At 68.5% G+C, this 17144-nt stretch carries 16 protein-coding genes; 6 read left to right on the plus strand and 10 right to left on the minus strand.

Annotated elements, in window-relative coordinates; all coding sequences use genetic code 11:
- Positions 1 to 4 precede the first annotated feature (4 nt).
- Together HUA76_RS16810 and HUA76_RS16815 are read right to left on the minus strand one after the other, a co-directional pair.
- Positions 5 to 202 carry a cytochrome oxidase gene (locus HUA76_RS16810; RefSeq protein WP_141645466.1) on the minus strand — a complete coding sequence of 66 codons (198 nt, stop codon included), beginning with the start codon at positions 200 to 202 and terminating at the stop codon, positions 5 to 7.
- On the minus strand, positions 199 to 2889 hold the full coding sequence (locus HUA76_RS16815) for a heavy metal translocating P-type ATPase metal-binding domain-containing protein (protein ID WP_174461450.1): 2691 nt from the start codon (positions 2887 to 2889) through the stop codon (positions 199 to 201). Before HUA76_RS16815 ends, HUA76_RS16810 begins: the two co-directional genes overlap by 4 nt.
- 24 nt (positions 2890 to 2913) lie before the next feature.
- Here HUA76_RS16815 and HUA76_RS16820 point away from each other — a divergent pair, with 24 nt between their 5' ends.
- Both HUA76_RS16820 and HUA76_RS16825 read left to right on the plus strand, forming a co-directional pair.
- Complete coding sequence (locus HUA76_RS16820) at positions 2914 to 3639, plus strand: sulfite exporter TauE/SafE family protein (RefSeq protein WP_254614263.1); 726 nt, start codon at positions 2914 to 2916, stop codon at positions 3637 to 3639.
- A 98-nt stretch (positions 3640 to 3737) separates the two neighbouring features.
- On the plus strand, positions 3738 to 5546 hold the full coding sequence (locus tag HUA76_RS16825; RefSeq protein ID WP_174461451.1) for a DUF885 domain-containing protein: 1809 nt from the start codon (positions 3738 to 3740) through the stop codon (positions 5544 to 5546).
- Positions 5547 to 5612: 66 nt separating this feature from the next.
- On the opposite strand, the gene HUA76_RS16830 is transcribed toward HUA76_RS16825, so the two are convergent.
- A complete protein-coding gene (locus tag HUA76_RS16830; RefSeq protein ID WP_174453181.1) occupies positions 5613 to 6428 on the minus strand; it encodes a hypothetical protein in 816 nt (271 codons plus the stop codon).
- Between the two features lie 47 nt (positions 6429 to 6475).
- On the minus strand, positions 6476 to 6892 hold the full coding sequence (locus tag HUA76_RS16835) for a YciI family protein (RefSeq protein WP_174461452.1): 417 nt from the start codon (positions 6890 to 6892) through the stop codon (positions 6476 to 6478).
- A gap of 379 nt (positions 6893 to 7271) precedes the next feature.
- Here HUA76_RS16835 and HUA76_RS16840 point away from each other — a divergent pair, with 379 nt between their 5' ends.
- Positions 7272 to 7856, plus strand: a complete 585-nt coding sequence (locus tag HUA76_RS16840; protein ID WP_174461453.1) for an SRPBCC family protein — start codon at positions 7272 to 7274, stop codon at positions 7854 to 7856.
- Between the two features lie 96 nt (positions 7857 to 7952).
- Here the strand turns inward: HUA76_RS16840 and HUA76_RS16845 are convergent, their stop codons facing one another.
- Positions 7953 to 9185: an acetyl-CoA C-acyltransferase gene (locus HUA76_RS16845; RefSeq protein WP_174461454.1), complete on the minus strand. Its 1233-nt coding sequence runs from the start codon at positions 9183 to 9185 to the stop codon at positions 7953 to 7955.
- Positions 9186 to 9356: 171 nt separating this feature from the next.
- Between HUA76_RS16845 and HUA76_RS16850 the strand changes: the two genes are divergently transcribed.
- A complete protein-coding gene (locus HUA76_RS16850; RefSeq protein WP_141645459.1) occupies positions 9357 to 9968 on the plus strand; it encodes a TetR/AcrR family transcriptional regulator in 612 nt (203 codons plus the stop codon).
- 45 nt (positions 9969 to 10013) lie between these two features.
- Here HUA76_RS16850 and HUA76_RS16855 read toward each other — a convergent pair whose 3' ends face one another.
- From HUA76_RS16855 to HUA76_RS16870, 4 genes are all read right to left on the minus strand, one after another.
- Complete coding sequence (locus tag HUA76_RS16855; RefSeq protein WP_174461455.1) at positions 10014 to 11312, minus strand: SEC-C metal-binding domain-containing protein; 1299 nt, start codon at positions 11310 to 11312, stop codon at positions 10014 to 10016.
- Positions 11313 to 11445: 133 nt separating this feature from the next.
- Positions 11446 to 12204, minus strand: a complete 759-nt coding sequence (locus tag HUA76_RS16860) for a hypothetical protein (protein ID WP_174461456.1) — start codon at positions 12202 to 12204, stop codon at positions 11446 to 11448.
- Between the two features lie 74 nt (positions 12205 to 12278).
- Positions 12279 to 13385, minus strand: coding sequence for an oxidoreductase (locus HUA76_RS16865; RefSeq protein WP_174461457.1), 1107 nt, complete (start codon positions 13383 to 13385; stop codon positions 12279 to 12281).
- A gap of 69 nt (positions 13386 to 13454) precedes the next feature.
- On the minus strand, positions 13455 to 14411 hold the full coding sequence (locus tag HUA76_RS16870) for a helix-turn-helix domain-containing protein (protein ID WP_174461458.1): 957 nt from the start codon (positions 14409 to 14411) through the stop codon (positions 13455 to 13457).
- A 200-nt stretch (positions 14412 to 14611) separates the two neighbouring features.
- On the opposite strand from HUA76_RS16870, the gene HUA76_RS16875 reads away from it, so the two are divergent.
- Positions 14612 to 15055 (plus strand): hypothetical protein, encoded by a 444-nt coding sequence (locus tag HUA76_RS16875; RefSeq protein ID WP_174453176.1) that lies wholly within the window; start codon positions 14612 to 14614, stop codon positions 15053 to 15055.
- Between the two features lie 225 nt (positions 15056 to 15280).
- Positions 15281 to 15694 (plus strand): hypothetical protein, encoded by a 414-nt coding sequence (locus tag HUA76_RS16880; RefSeq protein ID WP_254614264.1) that lies wholly within the window; start codon positions 15281 to 15283, stop codon positions 15692 to 15694.
- A 219-nt stretch (positions 15695 to 15913) separates the two neighbouring features.
- On the opposite strand, the gene HUA76_RS16885 is transcribed toward HUA76_RS16880, so the two are convergent.
- The gene (locus HUA76_RS16885) at positions 15914 to 16849 is read right to left on the minus strand and encodes a hypothetical protein (protein WP_174453175.1); all 936 of its coding nucleotides are present in this window, start codon (positions 16847 to 16849) and stop codon (positions 15914 to 15916) included.
- Positions 16850 to 17144: the final 295 nt, after the last annotated feature.

The raw sequence follows: 17144 nt of genomic DNA on the forward strand, positions 1-17144 counted from the left end.
GGAGTCACTCCTGGGAAGCCGAAGGCGACGACGGCCCGTCGGAAGACGCTGCGGGGCGAGCCGCGCTGTCCTCCTCGAGCGGAAAGAGCGCGAGCCGGTCCGCCTGCTCGTGGTCCCGGTGACGCATGCTGTAGATGAACAGCAGCACCGAGCTGGCCACGAGCATCAGGCTCACGAAGACCTGGAGCACGAGCACGTTCATGCGGGCACCTCCGTGGGACGAGCCAGGGGCACCGAAGCACCGCGTGGAGCCCGGGGCGCGGACAGGCTCCACAAGGTGAACAGGACGGTGGCGAGGCTGGTGGCCGGCATCGCCACGGCGGCACGCAGCGGCGTCATCCAGCCCGCGAGGCACACGGCGACGGCCACGGCGTTATAGCCGATGGCCAGCACCAACAGCCGTCGCACCACGTGCCGCAGGTGACGCGACAGTCGCAGGGCTTCGCGCAGGGAGGAGAGCCCCTCGCCCACCAGGAAGAAGTCGCTCTTGCCCGGCATCACCGGGCGATCAATCGCGGGGGTTCCCGCGCAGAGCGCCCGCTCGAAAGCGAGGCTGTCGTTGACGCCGTCGCCCAGGTACAGCGAATCCGTCGCGCCGAGGCGCGAGACAGCCCACGCCTTGTCCTCGGGACGAAGGCCGCCCAAGGCGCGCTCCAGGGGCACGCCGATGGAGACCGCCAGCTCGCGCACCCTCGCGGGTGCGTCGCCCGAGATGAGCCAGACAGCATGGCCCTCGGCCTGGAGCGCGAGGACCTCGCGGCGTGCGTCCGGTCGCAGGGCCTCACGCACCGGGAATGAGGCCAGGGGGGAGCCGTCGCGAAAGAGCACGGTGCCACGAGGCCCGTCGGTGCCGTCGGCGCGCGGCAGGACCGGAGTTCTATTGTTCGAGCCAGGAAGGGTGGCGCTCGCTTGCGATGGCACCTCGAGCCGTGGCGTATAGCCAGCTCGCAGCGGGGCTGTTGCTCCGAGTCCCGCCTCGAACGGCACGGCGGATGGGGCTTGCTCACTTCCCATCTCAAGCCGTGGGGTGTAGCCAGCTCGCAGCGTGTCCGAGTCTCCGAGTCCTGCCTCGAACTGCGCGGCGCCGTGGCCATGCCCCACGAAAGTCGGCGAGCTGCTGGCTCGCACCAGGTGCCAGTCCGCGCGTCCCAGGCGCCACGACACGCCATGTCGCACCCACTCCAGGCCCTGCCCGGGGTGCTCCGTCACCCGCGCCTCCGGAACGAAGCGGGCGCCCATCCGCGAGAGCGAGTCCGAGAGACACCGACTCACCGGATGGTTGCTGCGCGAGGCCAGATTGAAGGCCACGTCGCGCGCCTCCTCCGTGAGCGCATCGAGCGAGGCCCGGTCCACCAGCTCCATCCGCCCGAGCGTCAGCGTCCCCGTCTTGTCGAACAGCACCTGACGTACACGCGGCAGGCGGTCCAGCAGATCCGTGGAGCGGATGAAGAAGCCCTCACGACGCAAGCGCGCCTGCACCCACTCATAGGCCAGCGGCGTGGCGATGCCGATGGCGCAGGGACACGTCACCACCAGCAGGGCCACCGCCACCTCCAGCGCCTTGTCGGGTCCCGACGGCCACCACAACACGAGCCCCAATGCCGAGACCGCCAGCACGGTCACCACCCACCGCCGCGACACCGCCTCCCAGAAGCGCGTGTGGCCCGCGCCTCGGCCCGTGCCCTCCGGCGCACGGCGCAGCAGCGCCACCAGCGGCGAGTCCTGGAACGACTGTCGCGCCTTCGCGCGCACCGCCTCGCGCCCCGCATTGAAGGCACCCGCGGGCAGCGCTTCCCCCACGGCCACCTCGCGCTCATCCGGCTCTCCCGTCATCCAGTCCGTGGAGACGCGCGCGCTCGCATCGAGCAACTCGGCCTCCACCGGCACCAGGTCCCCAGGCGCGATGACAAGCAGGTCACCCTCGGCGACCTGGGACACGCGCACGGTGGCGAGCCGCTCTCCCTCCTGCCGACGAACGAAGAGCCCGTCGGCGCCATCGTCCTCCAGCAGGAAGCGCCGGTTGCGCTCCAGGACACGCTGCTGGAGCCAGCGTCCCACCAGCATCAGCGTGACGAAGGTGTTGAGGGTGTCGAAGTAGGCGAGGTCGCCGCGTCCTCCCCGGGCCTGCACCAGCGAGGTGCCGAACACCAGCAGGATGCCCAACGCGATGGGCAGGTCCAGGTGCGGCACGCCTCGACGAAGCCCCTGCCACGCCGAGCGGAAGAACGGCCATCCTCCGACGGCGACGACGAGCGTGGACAACCCCAGGCTCAGCCGCGTGAAGAGCTGGAAGACGTCTCCATCCTCCGGCGCGAGCCCCACGTAGAAGCTCACCGAGAACAACATCACGTTCATCGAGAGCGCCACGCAGATGCCCAGGCGGATGGGCAGGTCCAGGCTCGCGGGCGAGGGCCGCTTGCGACTGGGACCGAAGAGGTATCCGAAGCCCTCCACCATTCGCAGGAAGCCGCCCACGTCGAAGGCCCCGCGCTTCCACTGCATGCGCGCCTTGCCCAGGGCGGGGTCCACGGTGAGCCCCGCGCCACCGGGCTGACGGCGGAACAACTCGTTCATCAGCCAGACACAGGCGGCGCAGTGGATGCCCTGGACGTCCAGTTCCAGCGAACACAGCGCGCCCGGCATCGCCTCCGCGCGGGCCACCAGGGGCTCCAGCCACGCGAGTCCTCGACCTCGAGCAGGCTCCGCCGCGGGCGCCGTCTTCCCACCCGTGAGCTGGTAGTAGCGAGTCAGCCCCTGCGTCACCAGCAGGCCATGCACCACCTCGCACCCCGCGCAGCAGAACTCGCGCGAGGCCGTGCCCTCCGGCACGCGGCTGCCACAGTGGAGGCAGACGGCCACATGGGGCCGGGTTTGCGCGGAGTCGGGCATGCGAGCTGTCACCTTGCGAACGGCATGCCTGTTGCGAAGGACCCGTTCATGCCCATCGACGTTCCGCTGCTGCTGACCTCGCTGACTCCGACGCCGACGCTGGTGGCGGGCGCGCTCGGCGCACTCACCGTGGGACTCACCGGCAGCGTTCACTGCTTCCTCATGTGTGGGCCGCTCGCCTGCGCGGGGCTCCCGGCGATGCGCGGGCCCGAGCGACACCGGGCGCTGCTCGCCTATCAAGGTGCTCGCCTGGGGGCGTACGCGCTGGTGGGAGGCGCGCTGGGCGCACTGGGCGGCGGCGTCACGCGCGCGCTCGCCGTATCCACGCGTCCGTACCTTCCGTGGCTGATGGCGGCGGCGCTCGTGGCCTCCGCCCTGGAGCTTGGGAAACGCCTGCCCCCTCTGCCTGGGCTCTCGCGGCTGGCGGGCGCCCTCTCGCGCTGGAGCGCAAAGTTTTCGTGGGTGGGTCGCGCGGGCGCAATGGGTGCGGTGACGCCGCTGCTTCCCTGTGGCCTGCTCTACGGCGTGCTCACCGTGGCGCTCGCGAGCGGTTCGTTCGGTGGTGGCGCGCTGGTGATGGGAGCCTTCGCGCTGGGCGGAGCTCCGGCGCTGGTCGGCGCACAGCTGCAAGCAGGGCTGTGGAGCAAGCGGCCCCGGCTCTCGGAGTTCCTGCTTCGTCGGGCCATGCCACTCGTGGCGGCGGCGGTGCTCGTCTTCCGCGCGGTCGACACATCACCGCGCTGTCACTGAGCGTCGGCGGTCCCCACGCGATGCGTCGGGGTGCGCTTGTCGCACGCGGTGGCATCGGCGAGGCTCCCGGCACCTTCTCTTTCGCCCGCCGAGGAACGATGACCGCGCCGCGCACTTCGAGCACTCTCGCCGCGTTGCTGCTGCTGTCCGCGAGCTGCACCACCTCGCGCCCTCCGACACAGAGCGAGTCTCCGTCCGCGGCTGTCACCCAGGCCGCTGCCGCGCTCACGCCCGCGCAGGTGGCGCTCCGTGCCTTCGTGGACGCGCACTTCGACGAGCAGTTCCGTCGCTTCCCGCTGTCAGCCACGTCCGCGGGCGTCCACACCTACGACGGTGAGCTGCGCGGCTTCACCGCCGAGGAGCGTGCGTCACACCTCGCGTATCTCAAGGGCCGACTCGCCGCGCTGCCGACGGCGGTGGACCGCGACGCGCTGCCGCCCCTGGACCGGGCCGACTACGACATCCTGGAGAACCACTTCCGCGCGCGCATCCTGGACTCCGAAGAGGTGCGCTCCTGGGAGCGCAACCCCAACACGTACCTGAGCCAGGCCTCCGTCTCCGTCTTCCAGCTCATCAACCGGGACTTCGCGCCACTGGAACAGCGGATGCGCTCGGCGGTGAGCCGCATGGCCAAGGTGCCGGACCTGTTCGCGGCGGCGCGGACGACGCTGAAGAACCCGCCGAGAATGTGGACGGAGATTGCCCTCCAGCAGGCCCAGGGCACCCGGTCGCTCTACGCTCAGACGCTGCCCCAGGCCTTCGCGCCGGTGAAGGATGCCGCGCTGAACGAGGCGTTCCAGAAGGAACAGGCGCGCTGCCTCGCGGCCATCGACGCGTACATCCAGTTCCTGCGTGAGGACATGCTGCCCCGCTCCCAGGGGAACTTCGCGATTGGCGAGGAGACCTATCGCAAGAAGCTGCTCTACGAGGAGGGCGTGACGGAGAGCATCGACTCGCTGCTCGCATGGGGGCAGGCGGAGATGAAGCGCACCCAGACCCAGTTCCGGGAGGTGGCCGGACGACTGGGGCCTGGCAAGGCGCCCATGGACGTGTACCGGGAGCTGAGCAAGGAGCACCCGACGCCCGCGGAGCTGGTGTCCAGCACCACCGCGACACTGGAGGAGATTCGAGCGTTCCTCATCCGCGAGCGCATCATCACCGTGCCCAGCGAGGTCCGCGCGCAGGTGGCGGAGACGCCGTCGTTCAATCGCTCACTGTCCTTCGCGAGCATGAGCACGCCCGGTCCGTTCGAGAAGCAGGCCACGGAGGCCTACTACTACGTGACGCCGCCAGACCCGACGTGGAACGCGGAGCAGACCGAGCAGCACATGAGCTTCTACAATCATCATGCGCTGCCGCTCGTCTCCATCCATGAGGCATACCCCGGCCACTACGTGCAGTTCCTCTGGACGAACCGGGTGGAGTCCAAGGTGCGGCGCCTGCTGGGCTCGGGCTCGTTCTCCGAGGGCTGGGGCCTCTACACGGAGCAGATGATGCTCGACGAGGGCTACGGTGGGCGCTCGGGGCCCGCGGCCGACAAGCTGCGACTGAACCAGCTCGCGCTCTACCTCCAGCGACTGGCGCGCTACGTCGCGGGCCTGTCCCTGCACACGCGCGGCATGACGTACGAGCAGGCGGTGCGGCTGTTCGAGGAAGAGGCGTTCATGACGAAGACGAACGCGGAGCGCGAGGCCCGCCGGGGAACGTCGGACCCCACCTACCTGGTCTACGCACTGGGCAAGAAGCTGCTCATGGAGCTGCGTGAGGACGCGAAGGCGCAGTGGGGCCAGGCCTTCTCCCTCCAGCGTTTCCACGACGCGGTGGTGTCCTACGGCTACCCGCCCGTGCCCATCGTCCGGCGACTGCTGCTCGGCGAGGCCCCCGCGAAGGCGACCGCGCACGAATAGGACTCGCGCGCCTCACCCGACGGCGGCAAAGGCGTCTTGTCACGGCGAGTCCTTCGGGCGGGGCTGTCAGCCCAGCAGCCCCTGGACGACGGCCTGACGCATCACCTCGGCGAGCACGTCCATGCCCTGCAGCGTGTTCACCCGCCGCACCGACACGTCGCCCGTCGCCATCTGCGTCGAATCCGCCACGACGAAGGGCAGCGGGCGCCGGCCCAGGCGCAACAGGCGCTCATCGTGGAAGGCGTCCGGCGCGCGCTCACACAGCATCCGCATGAGCATCGTCATGTTCGCGATGCGCGAGGGCTGCATCGCGGGCCCCAGGCAGGAGTAGTCCATCCCGTGCTCGCTCAGCACCGCGCTCCCACCATCTCGCGCGAAGACATAAATGAGCTGCGACGTCTCCTCGGACTCCTGGCGCACCGTCTTCGCCCCCGTCCGAGGCAGCATCAGCCCGTGCGTGGCAATCGCCAGGCCGTACGCCTTGGCGACATCCAACTTGCTCGGCTGCTCCTTGTGCTCGCTCTGCGTCCGCACCGAGCTCGCCCCTCGGATGACCGCGACCACCTCGCCCCACGCCACGTCGAGTGACTCACCCGCGCGCGACGTGAACGTCACGGTGTCCGCGTTGAACGTCACGCGGCGCGCCACCACCCGCCCCTGACCAAGCCCCTGCTCGTCCACCGCGAGCACCGCCAGTCCCAGGCGCTTGAGCGACGCCACCAGCGCCTCCGCCGCCTCCGGCGCCAACCGCGCGAGCAACGCGGGCGGCTCCGGCGCCAGACGCATCCGAGCCTCCGCCGGCGCCATGCCCGTCGCGGATGCCAGGGCCATCGCCGCCGCCTGCATGTCCGGCGGGACCTCCACGAGTGCGACCACCTTCATGTGCCCACCTCGGTCCCGCGAATCCCCTCAGTGGAGCACGTTTCGACTCAGGACCGCGAGCGCGACGCGCGCAACTCCAGCTCCGTCGGCTCCTGGGACTCCGTGGGGAAGTCAGACGGCTCGAACACCTGGCGCAGCTCGATTCGCGAATCCGCGCTCCCCTCCGGGTGCGGACATCTCCGCGCCCACTCCAGGGCCTCCTCCCGCGACTTCACCTGAATCATCCAGAATCCAGCAATCAGCTCGTTCGTCTCGGTGAAAGGCCCGTTCGTCACCGTCCGCTTGCCTTGTGAGAAATCAATGCGCGCGCCGCGAGAACTGGGATGAAGGCCCGCCGCATCCAGGAGGACCCCGGCCCTCACCAGCGCTTCATTGTAGCGCTCCATCTCGGTGGTAAGTGCCTCGCCCTGGAGCGCTCCCGCCTCGGTGTCCTGGCTCGCCTTCAGCAGCAGCATGAATCTCATCGTCGCATCTCCTCGTCGGTCCCAAAGGCACGCATCCGACGGCGTGCCCCTCCGCCATGAGCCGAAGCTCCATCCTCGCGACGAACGAGACACCGGCGGATCGACACCGCGGCATGACCCACCCGCGCTCCGGGTATGCGACCCCGTCCGACCGCGATGTCGCGGCCGGCCCTGGATTAATCCGGGCATTTTTCCGACGGCGAAATCACCAATGGTTCCAGCTGGTTGCGCGCCTCGGATGGTGAAAAACAGGGGTCGTGTCGATCCCCTCGAAGCCCATTCGTCGTCGCATTGAAGCCGGGATTCATACCCACCGAGGCGGCTGACCGGAGACCCCGGAGCCTCCCCTTTTCCCAACACCCCATCAGGAGTCGTTCACATGGCCAAGCTCATTGGTATCGCTGTCGTTGTGCTCATCGTCGGCGTGCTTGCCTTCATCGCCACCCGCCCGGACAGCTTCCACATCTCCCGGACGCGGCAACTCGATGCGTCACCCGACGCCGTCTACGCGCTCATCAACAACTTCTCCCTGTGGCGCCAGTGGTCGCCCTACGAGAACGTCGACCCGAACATGGAGCGCACGTACGAGGGCCCCGCGGAGGGAGTCGGCGCCAGCTACCTGTACAAGGGGAACCGGAACATCGGCGTGGGCCGGATGGAAATCCTGGCGACCAAGCCGGGTGAGCGCATCGACATCCGTCTGGAGTTCATCGAGCCCTTCGCCGCCGTCAACCAGGCGAGCTTCGTGCTCGAAGCCGTCGAGAAGGGCACGCGCGTCACCTGGAGCATGTCCGGTCCGAACACCTTCATGGGCAAGGCGATGATGGCCTTCGGACTCATGGAGTCCTTCATCGGCAAGCAGCTCGAGAAGGGCCTGGTGGACCTGGAGACCGCCGCACGGACCCCCGCGCGGAAGTCCGCGCTCATGGAGACCAGCGCGGCCTCGCCGTCACTCGCCCACTGAGGGACTGGGACTCCTTCGACGTCACCTTCCGGAGCCCCAGGTCCCCCCTGGGGAGGCACACCCATGATGCTGTTGATGTTGCTCGGCCAGTTCGGTTCAGCCGCGCTCGAGAATCACCGCCACCGCTTGCCCGCCGCTGGTGCACAACGTCACCAGCGCCAGCGATTGGCCCCGTCGCTCGAGCTCATCCAGGGCGGTCCCCACCAGGATGCTCCCCGTCGCGCCCAGCGGGTGGCCCAGGGCGATGGCGCCTCCGTTGACGTTGACCTGGTCCAGGTCGATCTCCAGCGCCCGCGCCGTCTGTAGCACCACCGCCGCGAACGCCTCGTTGATTTCCCAGAGGTCGATGTCGCGCGCCTTGAGCCCCGCGGAGTCCAGCGCCTTGCGCGCCGCGAGCGCCGGCCCCGTCAGCATGAGGACGGGGTCACTGCCCACGGCGGAGACGGCCCGCACGCGAGCCCTCGGCTTCAAGCCGTGCGCGCGCACGTAGTCCTTCGACGCCACGAGGATGGCGCCCGCGCCGTCCGCGATACCACTCGCGGTGCCCGCCGTGTGCAGGTGGCGCACCGCGCCTGCCCGGGGATAGGCCCGGAGCGCCAGTGCATCCAGCGTCTCACCGTCGGGCCCCTCGGCCCGAGCCCCCAACTGGGTGAAGGCGGGCGCGAGCGCGGCCAGCTTCTCGGCGGTCGTGTCCGCGCGCGGGTGGTCATCCACCGCCAGCAACACCTCTCCCGTCTGGGGATGCTTCACGGGGAACAGGCCGCGCTGGAACCGTCCCTCCGCCTGGGCTCGCACGGCGAGCTGTTGCGAGCGCAGGCCGAAGGCATCCAGCTCCTGCCGGGTGAAGCCTTCCAGCGTGGCGATGAGGTCGGCGGAGATGCCCTGGGGGACCTGGAAGAAGCGCCGGCGCAGGTCGACGTTTCCACCATCTGTTCCGCCGCCATCCGCGTTGAGACCGTAGCGGCTCATCTGTTCGACGCCACCCGCGACGACCAGCTGCTGGGCGCCGGACGCCACCCCCATGGCCGCCAGTGACAGGGCCTGGAGGCCCGAGCCGCAGAAGCGGTTGAGGCTGAAGCCCGGGATGCTGATGGGCCACCCCGCGGCGAGCACCGCGTTGCGCGCGATGTTCGCGCCCTGCGCCTCGATTTGCGACACGACGCCCACCACCACGTCATCCACGTCCGCGACGTCCACGCCCGTGCGCAGCGGAAGCTGTTTCAACGTCTGCGCCAGCAACTCCTGCGGGTGCAGTCCGCTGAGCGCGCCCTTGCCGGGTTTGGCTCGGGCACGAGGGGTACGGACCGCATCCAAGATGTAGGCATCCATCGACGAGCCCTCCATTCGCGGGGTGGCTCCACGCCCGCCCGTGTGAAGCAACCATATTATGCTCGTAATATGGTCGCAATGTGAAGGCGGCGGGCAGGCGGGCGGTCCCCGTCAAAGGGCGGCGGGCGACGCGATGACGTGTATAATGGTGTACAGCGAGGTGAGATTCGGATGCCCCATCCCCCGGAGCAGAAGCAGTCCACGCACGAGCGAATCCTGGAAGCGGCAGGAGGGTTGTTCCGCCAGAAGGGCTTCCTGGGGACGAGCGTGGACACGGTGATGCGCGCGGCGGGCCTGACGGTGGGCGGCTTCTATGCGCACTTCGGCTCGAAGCAGGCGCTGCTCATCGAATCACTCCAGCGCATCATGAGCCGACAGCGCGTGGACTGGCCGCAGGGGCTGGAGGACCTGAAGGGCGCGGAGTGGTTGAGCCACCTGGTGCGGCGCTACCTTTCGCGGGCCCACCGGGACGCCGAGGTCCCCGTGTGCGCCCTGCCCGCCGTGCTGTCCGACGTGGTGCGCGGAGATGCGGACCTGAAGGAGGCGCTGGCGCACGAGCTGAATCTGACGGCGGAGACGTTCGCCAGACACCTGCCCTCGGATGAGCGCGCCAGTGCACGGGAGCGGGCGCTGGCGACGTATGCGCTGTGCGTGGGCACGCTGACGCTGGCGAAGGCGACGGCGGGCACTGCGGTCTCCGACGAGTTGCTCAAGGCGGCCCGGCGCGTCGCCATGCTGGCCGCGGATTCGTCGAGCCCGGGAGACAGCGGCTCGACGCCGTGAGGCGGACTGGCGGGGCTCCACCGGGAGCCACTCGCGGCATCCACGTCATTCCGTAGGAGCGGCGCGCAGCTCCACGGGATGGGTCCGCAGCCATTCCTGGCAGCGGGCGATGCGCTCAGCGGAGGCGGGCAGCCCCATCTGAAGCAGGAGCTGTCGATAGGGCTCGAAGCTCTCCGGCGTCCAGGTGGTGAGCGCCTTGAGGTCCGCCAGCGCCACCATCTCCTCGGCGGAGCGCCCCGCCGCTTCCTGCCTCGCGGTGAGCAGCGCGGCAAGGGACATGCGCGCGGGCTCGGCCTCGAAGGCGATGGCGGCATCCGCGTACCAGCCACGCAGGGCCTCATCCACCGAGGCATCCTGGGCCTTCTCGCGCATGCGCCCCAGCATTCCCTTGAGGAACTCCTCGTCGAGCGCGCCCTTCACGCCCCGCAGGAGCGCCGTCACCGCCTCGCGCCGCACCGGGGGCGCTGAGTCCGGGGGCAGTCCCTTGAGGGCCTGCATTGGCTCCCAGAGGACACAGGTGAGCCACAGCTCCTCCTCGGGAGCGAACACGGGCGGCGTGGACGGCTCGCGCAACTTCATCTCGACGCGGGTGGCGCGCTCCTTGGCTTCGCGAACGATGCGCTCGGCCAGGCCCGGGTCTTCCTTCACGTAGTCCACCAGCGCATCCACATCACCCTCGCGGGCCTGTTGGAGCGCCTTGCGAGCCTCTTCGGACAGCGAGGCCTCATCCATCCCGCTCGCCAGCGCTTCGTACTTCGCCATCCACTCCTTGTGGTGGGTGCTCCACTCGCGGAACTGGACGTCGAACACGAGGTCGAGGACGGGGTTGTCCTCCATGCGCGTCTTGCCCACCCGCTTCGACGCGGCGGCGAGCAGGCTGGCCGCGCGAAGGGCTCGCCGGTCCTCCGAGGAACGCCCCGGCTCTCCAGCGCGGCCGTGCAGCGCGGCTGTCAGCTTCTCCAGGAAGGACTTCGTGGCGAGGGCCTTCACCGTGCTCACCAGCAGCTCCCGACGCGCGCTCGACGCGTCCAGGACCTCGTCCTCGGAGATGCGCGCGAGGGCCGCACCCACGTGCTTGTCGAAGGACTCGGCGTCGAAGCGCAGGCCGGGCACGGGGCCCCACTCGGCCAGCAGGCGGGCCACTCGGTCCAGCGCGGCGGACAGGTCGCCGACGTCCGGGTTCTTGAGCAGCTCCATCGCGGCGCGGAAGTCCTCTTCGAGCGGACTGGAAACATCGGCGGGAGGCGCGGCACGCGTGCGGTCCTCGGCGGCGTGGCAGGCCTTGTACTTCTTGCCACTGCCACAGGGACACGGGTCATTGCGGCCGGGCTTCTTCGTGCTCAAGGAAATGTGCCTCTCGGCTCGCGGGGGCGAGCGGTGGAATCCGCCGCGCACCGTAGCAGGAGGTGGACGGGTCGGGGCGAACAGGCAACTCCCCTCCCCGTCCAGTGGACGCTCGCGCGCCCGGTGCGTCCGCTCAGTAACTCGTGGCCTCATAGACCCGCTGGTCCGAGCAACCATTCGTGCTGGTGATGGTGACCCGTCCCAGCAGGTACGCCATCCCGGTCGGAGCGATGCCGCCGAAGGTCTCGATAGAGGCACAGCACGAGCCGGAGAACGGGCCTTCCATGCTGTAGTCCTCGTCATAGTAGCCCGGCCCCATGTCCAAGGCCGCCGCGTAGACATAGGTGTACAGCGTCTTGATGTTGGTCGCGTAAGGCGCCGGCTCCGTCCAGCGTCCCTTCGCGGTGACTTCACCCACCAACAGGTGAGGCGCGTTGTTGAAGAGGACGTCGGGCTCGAAGACGCCCCCGCAGAAATCGAGCCCGAAGCTCGCGGCGCGCCCCGGTGGGCTGGAGACCTTGGGCGGCAAGACGGGAGGAGGCAGCGAGCCCCCTGGAGCAGAGGCCTCGCGGAGCTGGGCCTCCAGGGCCTGGAGGCTCCGCGCGTTGGCTTCGAGCCGAGCCGCCGAGGACCGCGGGGCCTGCTTGAGCAGGGACTCCCGCTCGGCGCGAGTCTTCCGCAGCACGTACTCGAGGCCCTCGACGCCAAAGCCGACACGCTCATGGCCACCGCCGACCCTCGGCCGCTCCCAGACGCCTCGCTCCACCTCCGTCCACTGAGCCTCTGCCGAGGCCGGCTGGACGGTGGCGTCCAGTGCCTCGTCGCCGGGTGCCCCACCACACGCGACCATCGAGACCACCACGGCTGAAGCCACCACGAATGCGCTTCTCATCCACGAACCTCCTCGGTGCATGTCCCACGGGATTGCAGGAGCAATTCACCTAACAGGTCCGTGTTGGCCCCCCATCAACTGGTCGTCAAATCACAACCATCGGAGAAGGCGCCTCGCTCTTCCGAGGTGAGGTCGAGCGTGCATGCGCGGCCGGTCCGAGACGACAGGACGGCCGCGTCCAGCACGGCGGCCACTGCCACCGCATCCAGGGGTGTCACCGGATTGCGCCTGGTGCCTCGCACGGCGTCGCGAATGCCCGCGTAGAACTGGCGGTAATCCCCACGAGGCGTCGACGTCGTCCGGGCCTCGCTGGAGCCTCCGACGATGACGCGCCCAGGAGTAGCGTCCTCGCCCCAGTCCGACGCACCCGGAAGTTCTCCCGCGATGAGCCGGTCCGCCTGCGTGTCCATCCCGTACTTCAGCCAGGAGCCCCGGGTGCCATGCACCGCGAAGCGCGGCAGCCCTCCGGCGATGAGCATCGAGGCCTGGAGGACCACGTGTCGCTGGGGATACACGAGGGTCACCTGACACCAGTCATCCACGGCCGCGCCGTCCCGGTGGGCCGCGAGCATCCCCACCACGGTGTCGGGCAGACCGAACAGTTGAAGGACCTGGTCCACGAGGTGGGGCCCCAGGTCGAACCAGATGCCCGCCCCGGGGACGGGCTGCTCACGCCAACGCTGGCGGACCTCTGGACGGAACCGGTCGAACCGCGATTCGACATGGGTGACACGGCCCAGGGTGCCATCCGTGAGCAGGGCCTTCAGCGCGAGGAAGTCACTGTCCCATCGGCGGTTATGGAACACCGAGAGCACCCTGCCCCGCTCATGGGCGAGCGCGGAGAGGGCGCGCGCTTCCGCCAACGTAATGGTGAAGGGCTTGTCGACGACGACGTGCTTGCCGGCACGGAGCGCGGCTTCAGTGAGCGGAACATGGGTCTCGTTCGGCGTCGCCACCACGACCAGGTCCACGTCCGGGTGCGTGGCCGCATCGCGCGCGGCCGGAATCACTGTCACATCCGGCAGGTCCGCATGGACGTCATCAGGCCGGCTGGACGCCACCGTGCGCAATGACAGGCCCTCCACGGTGCGCAGCAGCGGAGCGTGGAAGGACTTGCCCGCGAAGCCGTAGCCCAACAGGGCGACGCGGAGGGGGGCGGGAGGGGTGGCGGGCTCGCTCATGGGGACAAGGATTGAAGCACGCCGGATACCCGCCGCCCAGGAAGGCGCTTGCGCCTCTCTCGGCGGATGTCATGACCGCTGTCGGGCTTGTTCGTAGCGCCAGTCCCGGGGAGTCCTGCCATATGCCTTCTTGAAGGCGCGGCCGAAGTGCGTGAGGTCCATGAAGCCCCAGCTGAAGGCGATGTCCGCGATGCTCCGCGCGTCCATCTCCGGGTCCTCGAGCGCCTTGCGGCAGCGAGCCAGGCGACGCGAGAGGACCCAGCGCATGAAGCTCTCACCGCTCTCCGCGAACAGCCCATGCAGGTAGCGCGTGGACATGCGGAAACGGGCGGCGACCGTCGCCGGGCTCAGCGATGGCTCCGCGAGGTGATGCTCGACATAGACACGCAGGGCGTGCCTCCGGGCCTCTCGCACGCTCGCGGCGTTGGTCTGGATATCGCGGCCCTGGGTGTTGAAGGCCAGCGCGAGGAGCTCCAGCAGGTTGTCCGAGACAGAGCCCGCGACGGGCTCGGCGACCTGGGTCTCCGCGAAGGCGCGCAGGTAGGCGGACACCAGGGCACCGACGCCCTCCCGGGTATGGAGCACACTCCCGACCATCTCATCTGGGTGTGAGAGCCGTGGCCGCAGCGTGGCATAAGGCGCCACGATGACGATGCGGCGGTATTCCGCGTCGAACGAAAGCTCGCCTGGCCGAGTCCCGTCGAAGAGCTCCACGTCTCCTGGATGGGAAATTCGCTCCTCACGCCCCTGGCGCAGTCGGCAGACCCCCGACACCTGCATGCAGAGGAAGTAGCACTCCCGGGGGGCGCGGGAGATCTCCGTCTCCCCTCGATGAACACTCTGGGCCGAGGAATGGAGATAGGTCACTCCCAACGGCCCTGCTTCGTGGTGGTCGAGCCGCCCGAAGAAGGGACTGGACGTCTTCCGCTCCGTCCGCAGTCCCAGGAGCACCTTGCTCGCCATTTCCTGCCAGTACTCGTGTCGCTCCCGCTCGGAGACCGCGTCCGTGGAGAAGACTGTGCGCATGGGCCACCCCAGGTAAGGAGGCACACATTATCCGCCCGGTCCGACGGCCCCCTGCACACCCGGCCGAATTCCTGTGCGCTGGTGGCCGAGCCCCCCTCCCCTCTCCCCCTCTATACATCCATCACACCGACGCCAATTTCGCTCGGTTCTTCCCAAGGAGAGTGTTTGTGAAAGCGTTCCTCGCGGTGTTTGTGCTTTCCATGTCCGTCGCGTCCCCTGCCCTGGCCCAGCAGGACGGTCCGTTCGCCAGCACCGCCGCCCTGGCGAGCTATTGGTCGACGCAGAGCACCGGCGGCGCCCTGACCCAGATCTACGTCAATGGCACGCTGGCCTATCAACGCTCCGGCTTCGGTCCGGCGTTCGTCAAGGAGTACTTCAACTGCGTCGATGGCTCCGGAATCAGGGCCTTGTGCAACAATATCTTCGACGGCTACCTGCGCACGAGTGACGCGATGGGGACGTTCAGCAGCGGGCTCACCGTCTACCTCGACGGCGCGCTGATTCGCTCGGGAGACCCCTACTACAGCGCCCATCTCAAGACCTGCCTGGGAGACATGAGCTACTACGGCAGGGTGAAGTACTACATCGTCGAGAGCGTGAACGACGGCTTCGGCCCGCCCTATCCGGGCAACGACTGCTTCTGACCCACCGTCTCGATTCACGCTCCCGCACGACACAGCGCTTCAATCCTCGTCACCACCGCCGCCCGTTACCACGGGCGCGCGGCCCGACAGGCGGACACGCCGAAGTTCTCCCGCGCGCCCGCCTCGATGCCGTAGACGCCATTCCCCCTGGTGTAGCCCCCGTTTAGAATGTCGCGCATGCGCGGACACGGAAGATGGACAGGCACATCAGTGATTGCGGTGACGATGTGGCTCGCTTGCAGCGTGGCGATGAGCGGCTGCGGCAAAGGCAAGGAACGCGCGGCGCTCGCCACGAAGTTGGAGCAGCGCATCCAGGCCGCCTCGGCGACGGGGGGCGATGTCCTCCTGACGGAGGTGACGGACTTCGACTGGGACACCTTCCACATCTTCACGCCCTACGTGGGCGCGGAAGAGGTCCGGAAGTGGCTCGGCATTGATTGGTCCGGCGCCAGGGACGTCCCTGAAATGGAGTGCCTGCTCGTCTTCGTGAAGGGAGGCGAGGTGGTCATGGACCTCGACTTCTCCCGGACGAAGGGCGACTTCTCATCCATCAGGAAGTCCCGCTTCACACGGGAGGAGGCGCGGTTCACCGCGCCCAAGGACGGCAAGGCCCTCACCCACGCGTCCGATTCTCCCTGAGTGGGCCCGTGTTGGTTGGCCCAGTGCTCGCCTCTGACCCAAAGCCCCCACCAGCCGGTCGAGTCCCGAATCGTGTGTCGTTGGTTCGGAGGGGTTCGGGGGAGGAAGGCTCCTTGGTGGCATCATGCGGCGGCAGTGTCTGGGGTTGGATAGGCGATGCGGCCGTCCTCCGCTCGTGACAGCCGCTCCACCTCACCTTGCGTGGGCGGCGGCAAACGCTTACTGGACGCCGGGGTCGCCCGGCACCAGATGCTTCCACGGGAAGACGTGCTTGGCGAAGTGGCTGACATAGCCACCCCGGGCGGCCTGGATCACCATGAATTGCAGGCCCGGGCGGATCGCTCGCAGGGATTGCAACTGGTCGATGTCGAGCCGCGAATTGCGCAGGATGAACACCTTCAAGGCCTCGCCCACTGGGCTTGCCAGCAAGCGTGCATAGGCCTCGAACGAAGTCACGCATGCGTCGTCCCGGTCCTTGGCCCAGGTCATCTGCAGTTCCGTCGACTCGGTGAAGTCCAGGCTCGTGAGCGCGGGCAGATTCGTCGCGGACGCCAGGTTCTCGATGAACCCCTGCGTGTCGAAGCTGCCGCCGATGCGCAGCGCGCGCAGATGCGGCAAGGGCTGCGCGAAGATGCTCGCGTCCGGCGCATTGGGCACGGTGAGTTCGGTCAAATAAGGCATCTTCGCCACCAGCCGTGCGATGTCACCACCCTCCTCCATGATCGTGCCCGTGTGGACGATCAGCGAGCTGTTGTGGTGATCGGGCTCGGTCGGCCGGATGGACAGCGAACGCAGGATCGGGAACGTCACCTCTGCGCTCAGCAGTGTCTCGAAGGACCACTCGCGTGTGCCGTTCGCGCCCTGATCCGGACCGGAGAACGCCAACGAGGTGATGGTGTCCGCCACCGCCTGTTCGGTCAGGCACGCCAGCATCATTTCCAATGCGGTTTCCCAGGCGTCGCCGAAATACTCCACGTGCAGCCCGTTGCGCATCGGCGCGATGCTCAGGTAGTTGTACTGGGCAGCCCAGAGCGGGTGGTCGGGCGTGTCGACGTCGAGTTCGTACTCGGCAACGATGTCGGCCGCGAACGCGTGCAGCCGCAATTGGAGGTCGAGCAGGCGTTGGTATCCAGCGGTCGAAAACGCATGAGTCACGGCGGGCGCTCCTGATCAAGGCAGCGGTGACTGTACTTGCGCTCGACCGTGGACCGATTCAATTTTTTGTGAGCGCCGGCCGCTTACTGCGGCGCCGGGATGACCGCGTCGTTCATCGCGTCCACCGTTTCCTGCTCGCCGCGGGCCTGCAGTTGCATGGCGACATTGGGACACACGGGCCCCGGATGGAGGTGATGCGCTCCTCCTGGAGCTCGATGCGCAGGCCGCACATGGCCTCGCACAGGTTGCACGTACGAAAGTGGACCCGGGACGAGGCCTTGGCGCTCGTGCCGCG

It is taken from the genome of Myxococcus sp. CA056 (genome assembly GCF_013336715.1).
GTDB lineage: Bacteria > Myxococcota > Myxococcia > Myxococcales > Myxococcaceae > Myxococcus > Myxococcus llanfairpwllgwyngyllgogerychwyrndrobwllllantysiliogogogochensis.

Excerpts from the sequence above, each read along its gene's own strand:
- HUA76_RS16810 (WP_141645466.1), bottom strand. The coding sequence starts at position 202 with ATGAACGTGCTCGTGCTCCAGGTCTTCGTGAGCCTGATGCTCGTGGCC.
- HUA76_RS16815 (WP_174461450.1), bottom strand. The coding sequence starts at position 2,889 with ATGCCCGACTCCGCGCAAACCCGGCCCCATGTGGCCGTCTGCCTCCAC.
- HUA76_RS16820 (WP_254614263.1), top strand. The coding sequence starts at position 2,914 with ATGCCTGTTGCGAAGGACCCGTTCATGCCCATCGACGTTCCGCTGCTG.
- HUA76_RS16825 (WP_174461451.1), top strand. The coding sequence starts at position 3,738 with ATGACCGCGCCGCGCACTTCGAGCACTCTCGCCGCGTTGCTGCTGCTG.
- HUA76_RS16830 (WP_174453181.1), bottom strand. The coding sequence starts at position 6,428 with ATGAAGGTGGTCGCACTCGTGGAGGTCCCGCCGGACATGCAGGCGGCG.
- HUA76_RS16835 (WP_174461452.1), bottom strand. The coding sequence starts at position 6,892 with ATGAGATTCATGCTGCTGCTGAAGGCGAGCCAGGACACCGAGGCGGGA.
- HUA76_RS16840 (WP_174461453.1), top strand. The coding sequence starts at position 7,272 with ATGGCCAAGCTCATTGGTATCGCTGTCGTTGTGCTCATCGTCGGCGTG.
- HUA76_RS16845 (WP_174461454.1), bottom strand. The coding sequence starts at position 9,185 with ATGGATGCCTACATCTTGGATGCGGTCCGTACCCCTCGTGCCCGAGCC.
- HUA76_RS16850 (WP_141645459.1), top strand. The coding sequence starts at position 9,357 with ATGCCCCATCCCCCGGAGCAGAAGCAGTCCACGCACGAGCGAATCCTG.
- HUA76_RS16860 (WP_174461456.1), bottom strand. The coding sequence starts at position 12,204 with ATGAGAAGCGCATTCGTGGTGGCTTCAGCCGTGGTGGTCTCGATGGTC.
- HUA76_RS16865 (WP_174461457.1), bottom strand. The coding sequence starts at position 13,385 with ATGAGCGAGCCCGCCACCCCTCCCGCCCCCCTCCGCGTCGCCCTGTTG.
- HUA76_RS16870 (WP_174461458.1), bottom strand. The coding sequence starts at position 14,411 with ATGCGCACAGTCTTCTCCACGGACGCGGTCTCCGAGCGGGAGCGACAC.
- HUA76_RS16875 (WP_174453176.1), top strand. The coding sequence starts at position 14,612 with ATGTCCGTCGCGTCCCCTGCCCTGGCCCAGCAGGACGGTCCGTTCGCC.
- HUA76_RS16880 (WP_254614264.1), top strand. The coding sequence starts at position 15,281 with ATGTGGCTCGCTTGCAGCGTGGCGATGAGCGGCTGCGGCAAAGGCAAG.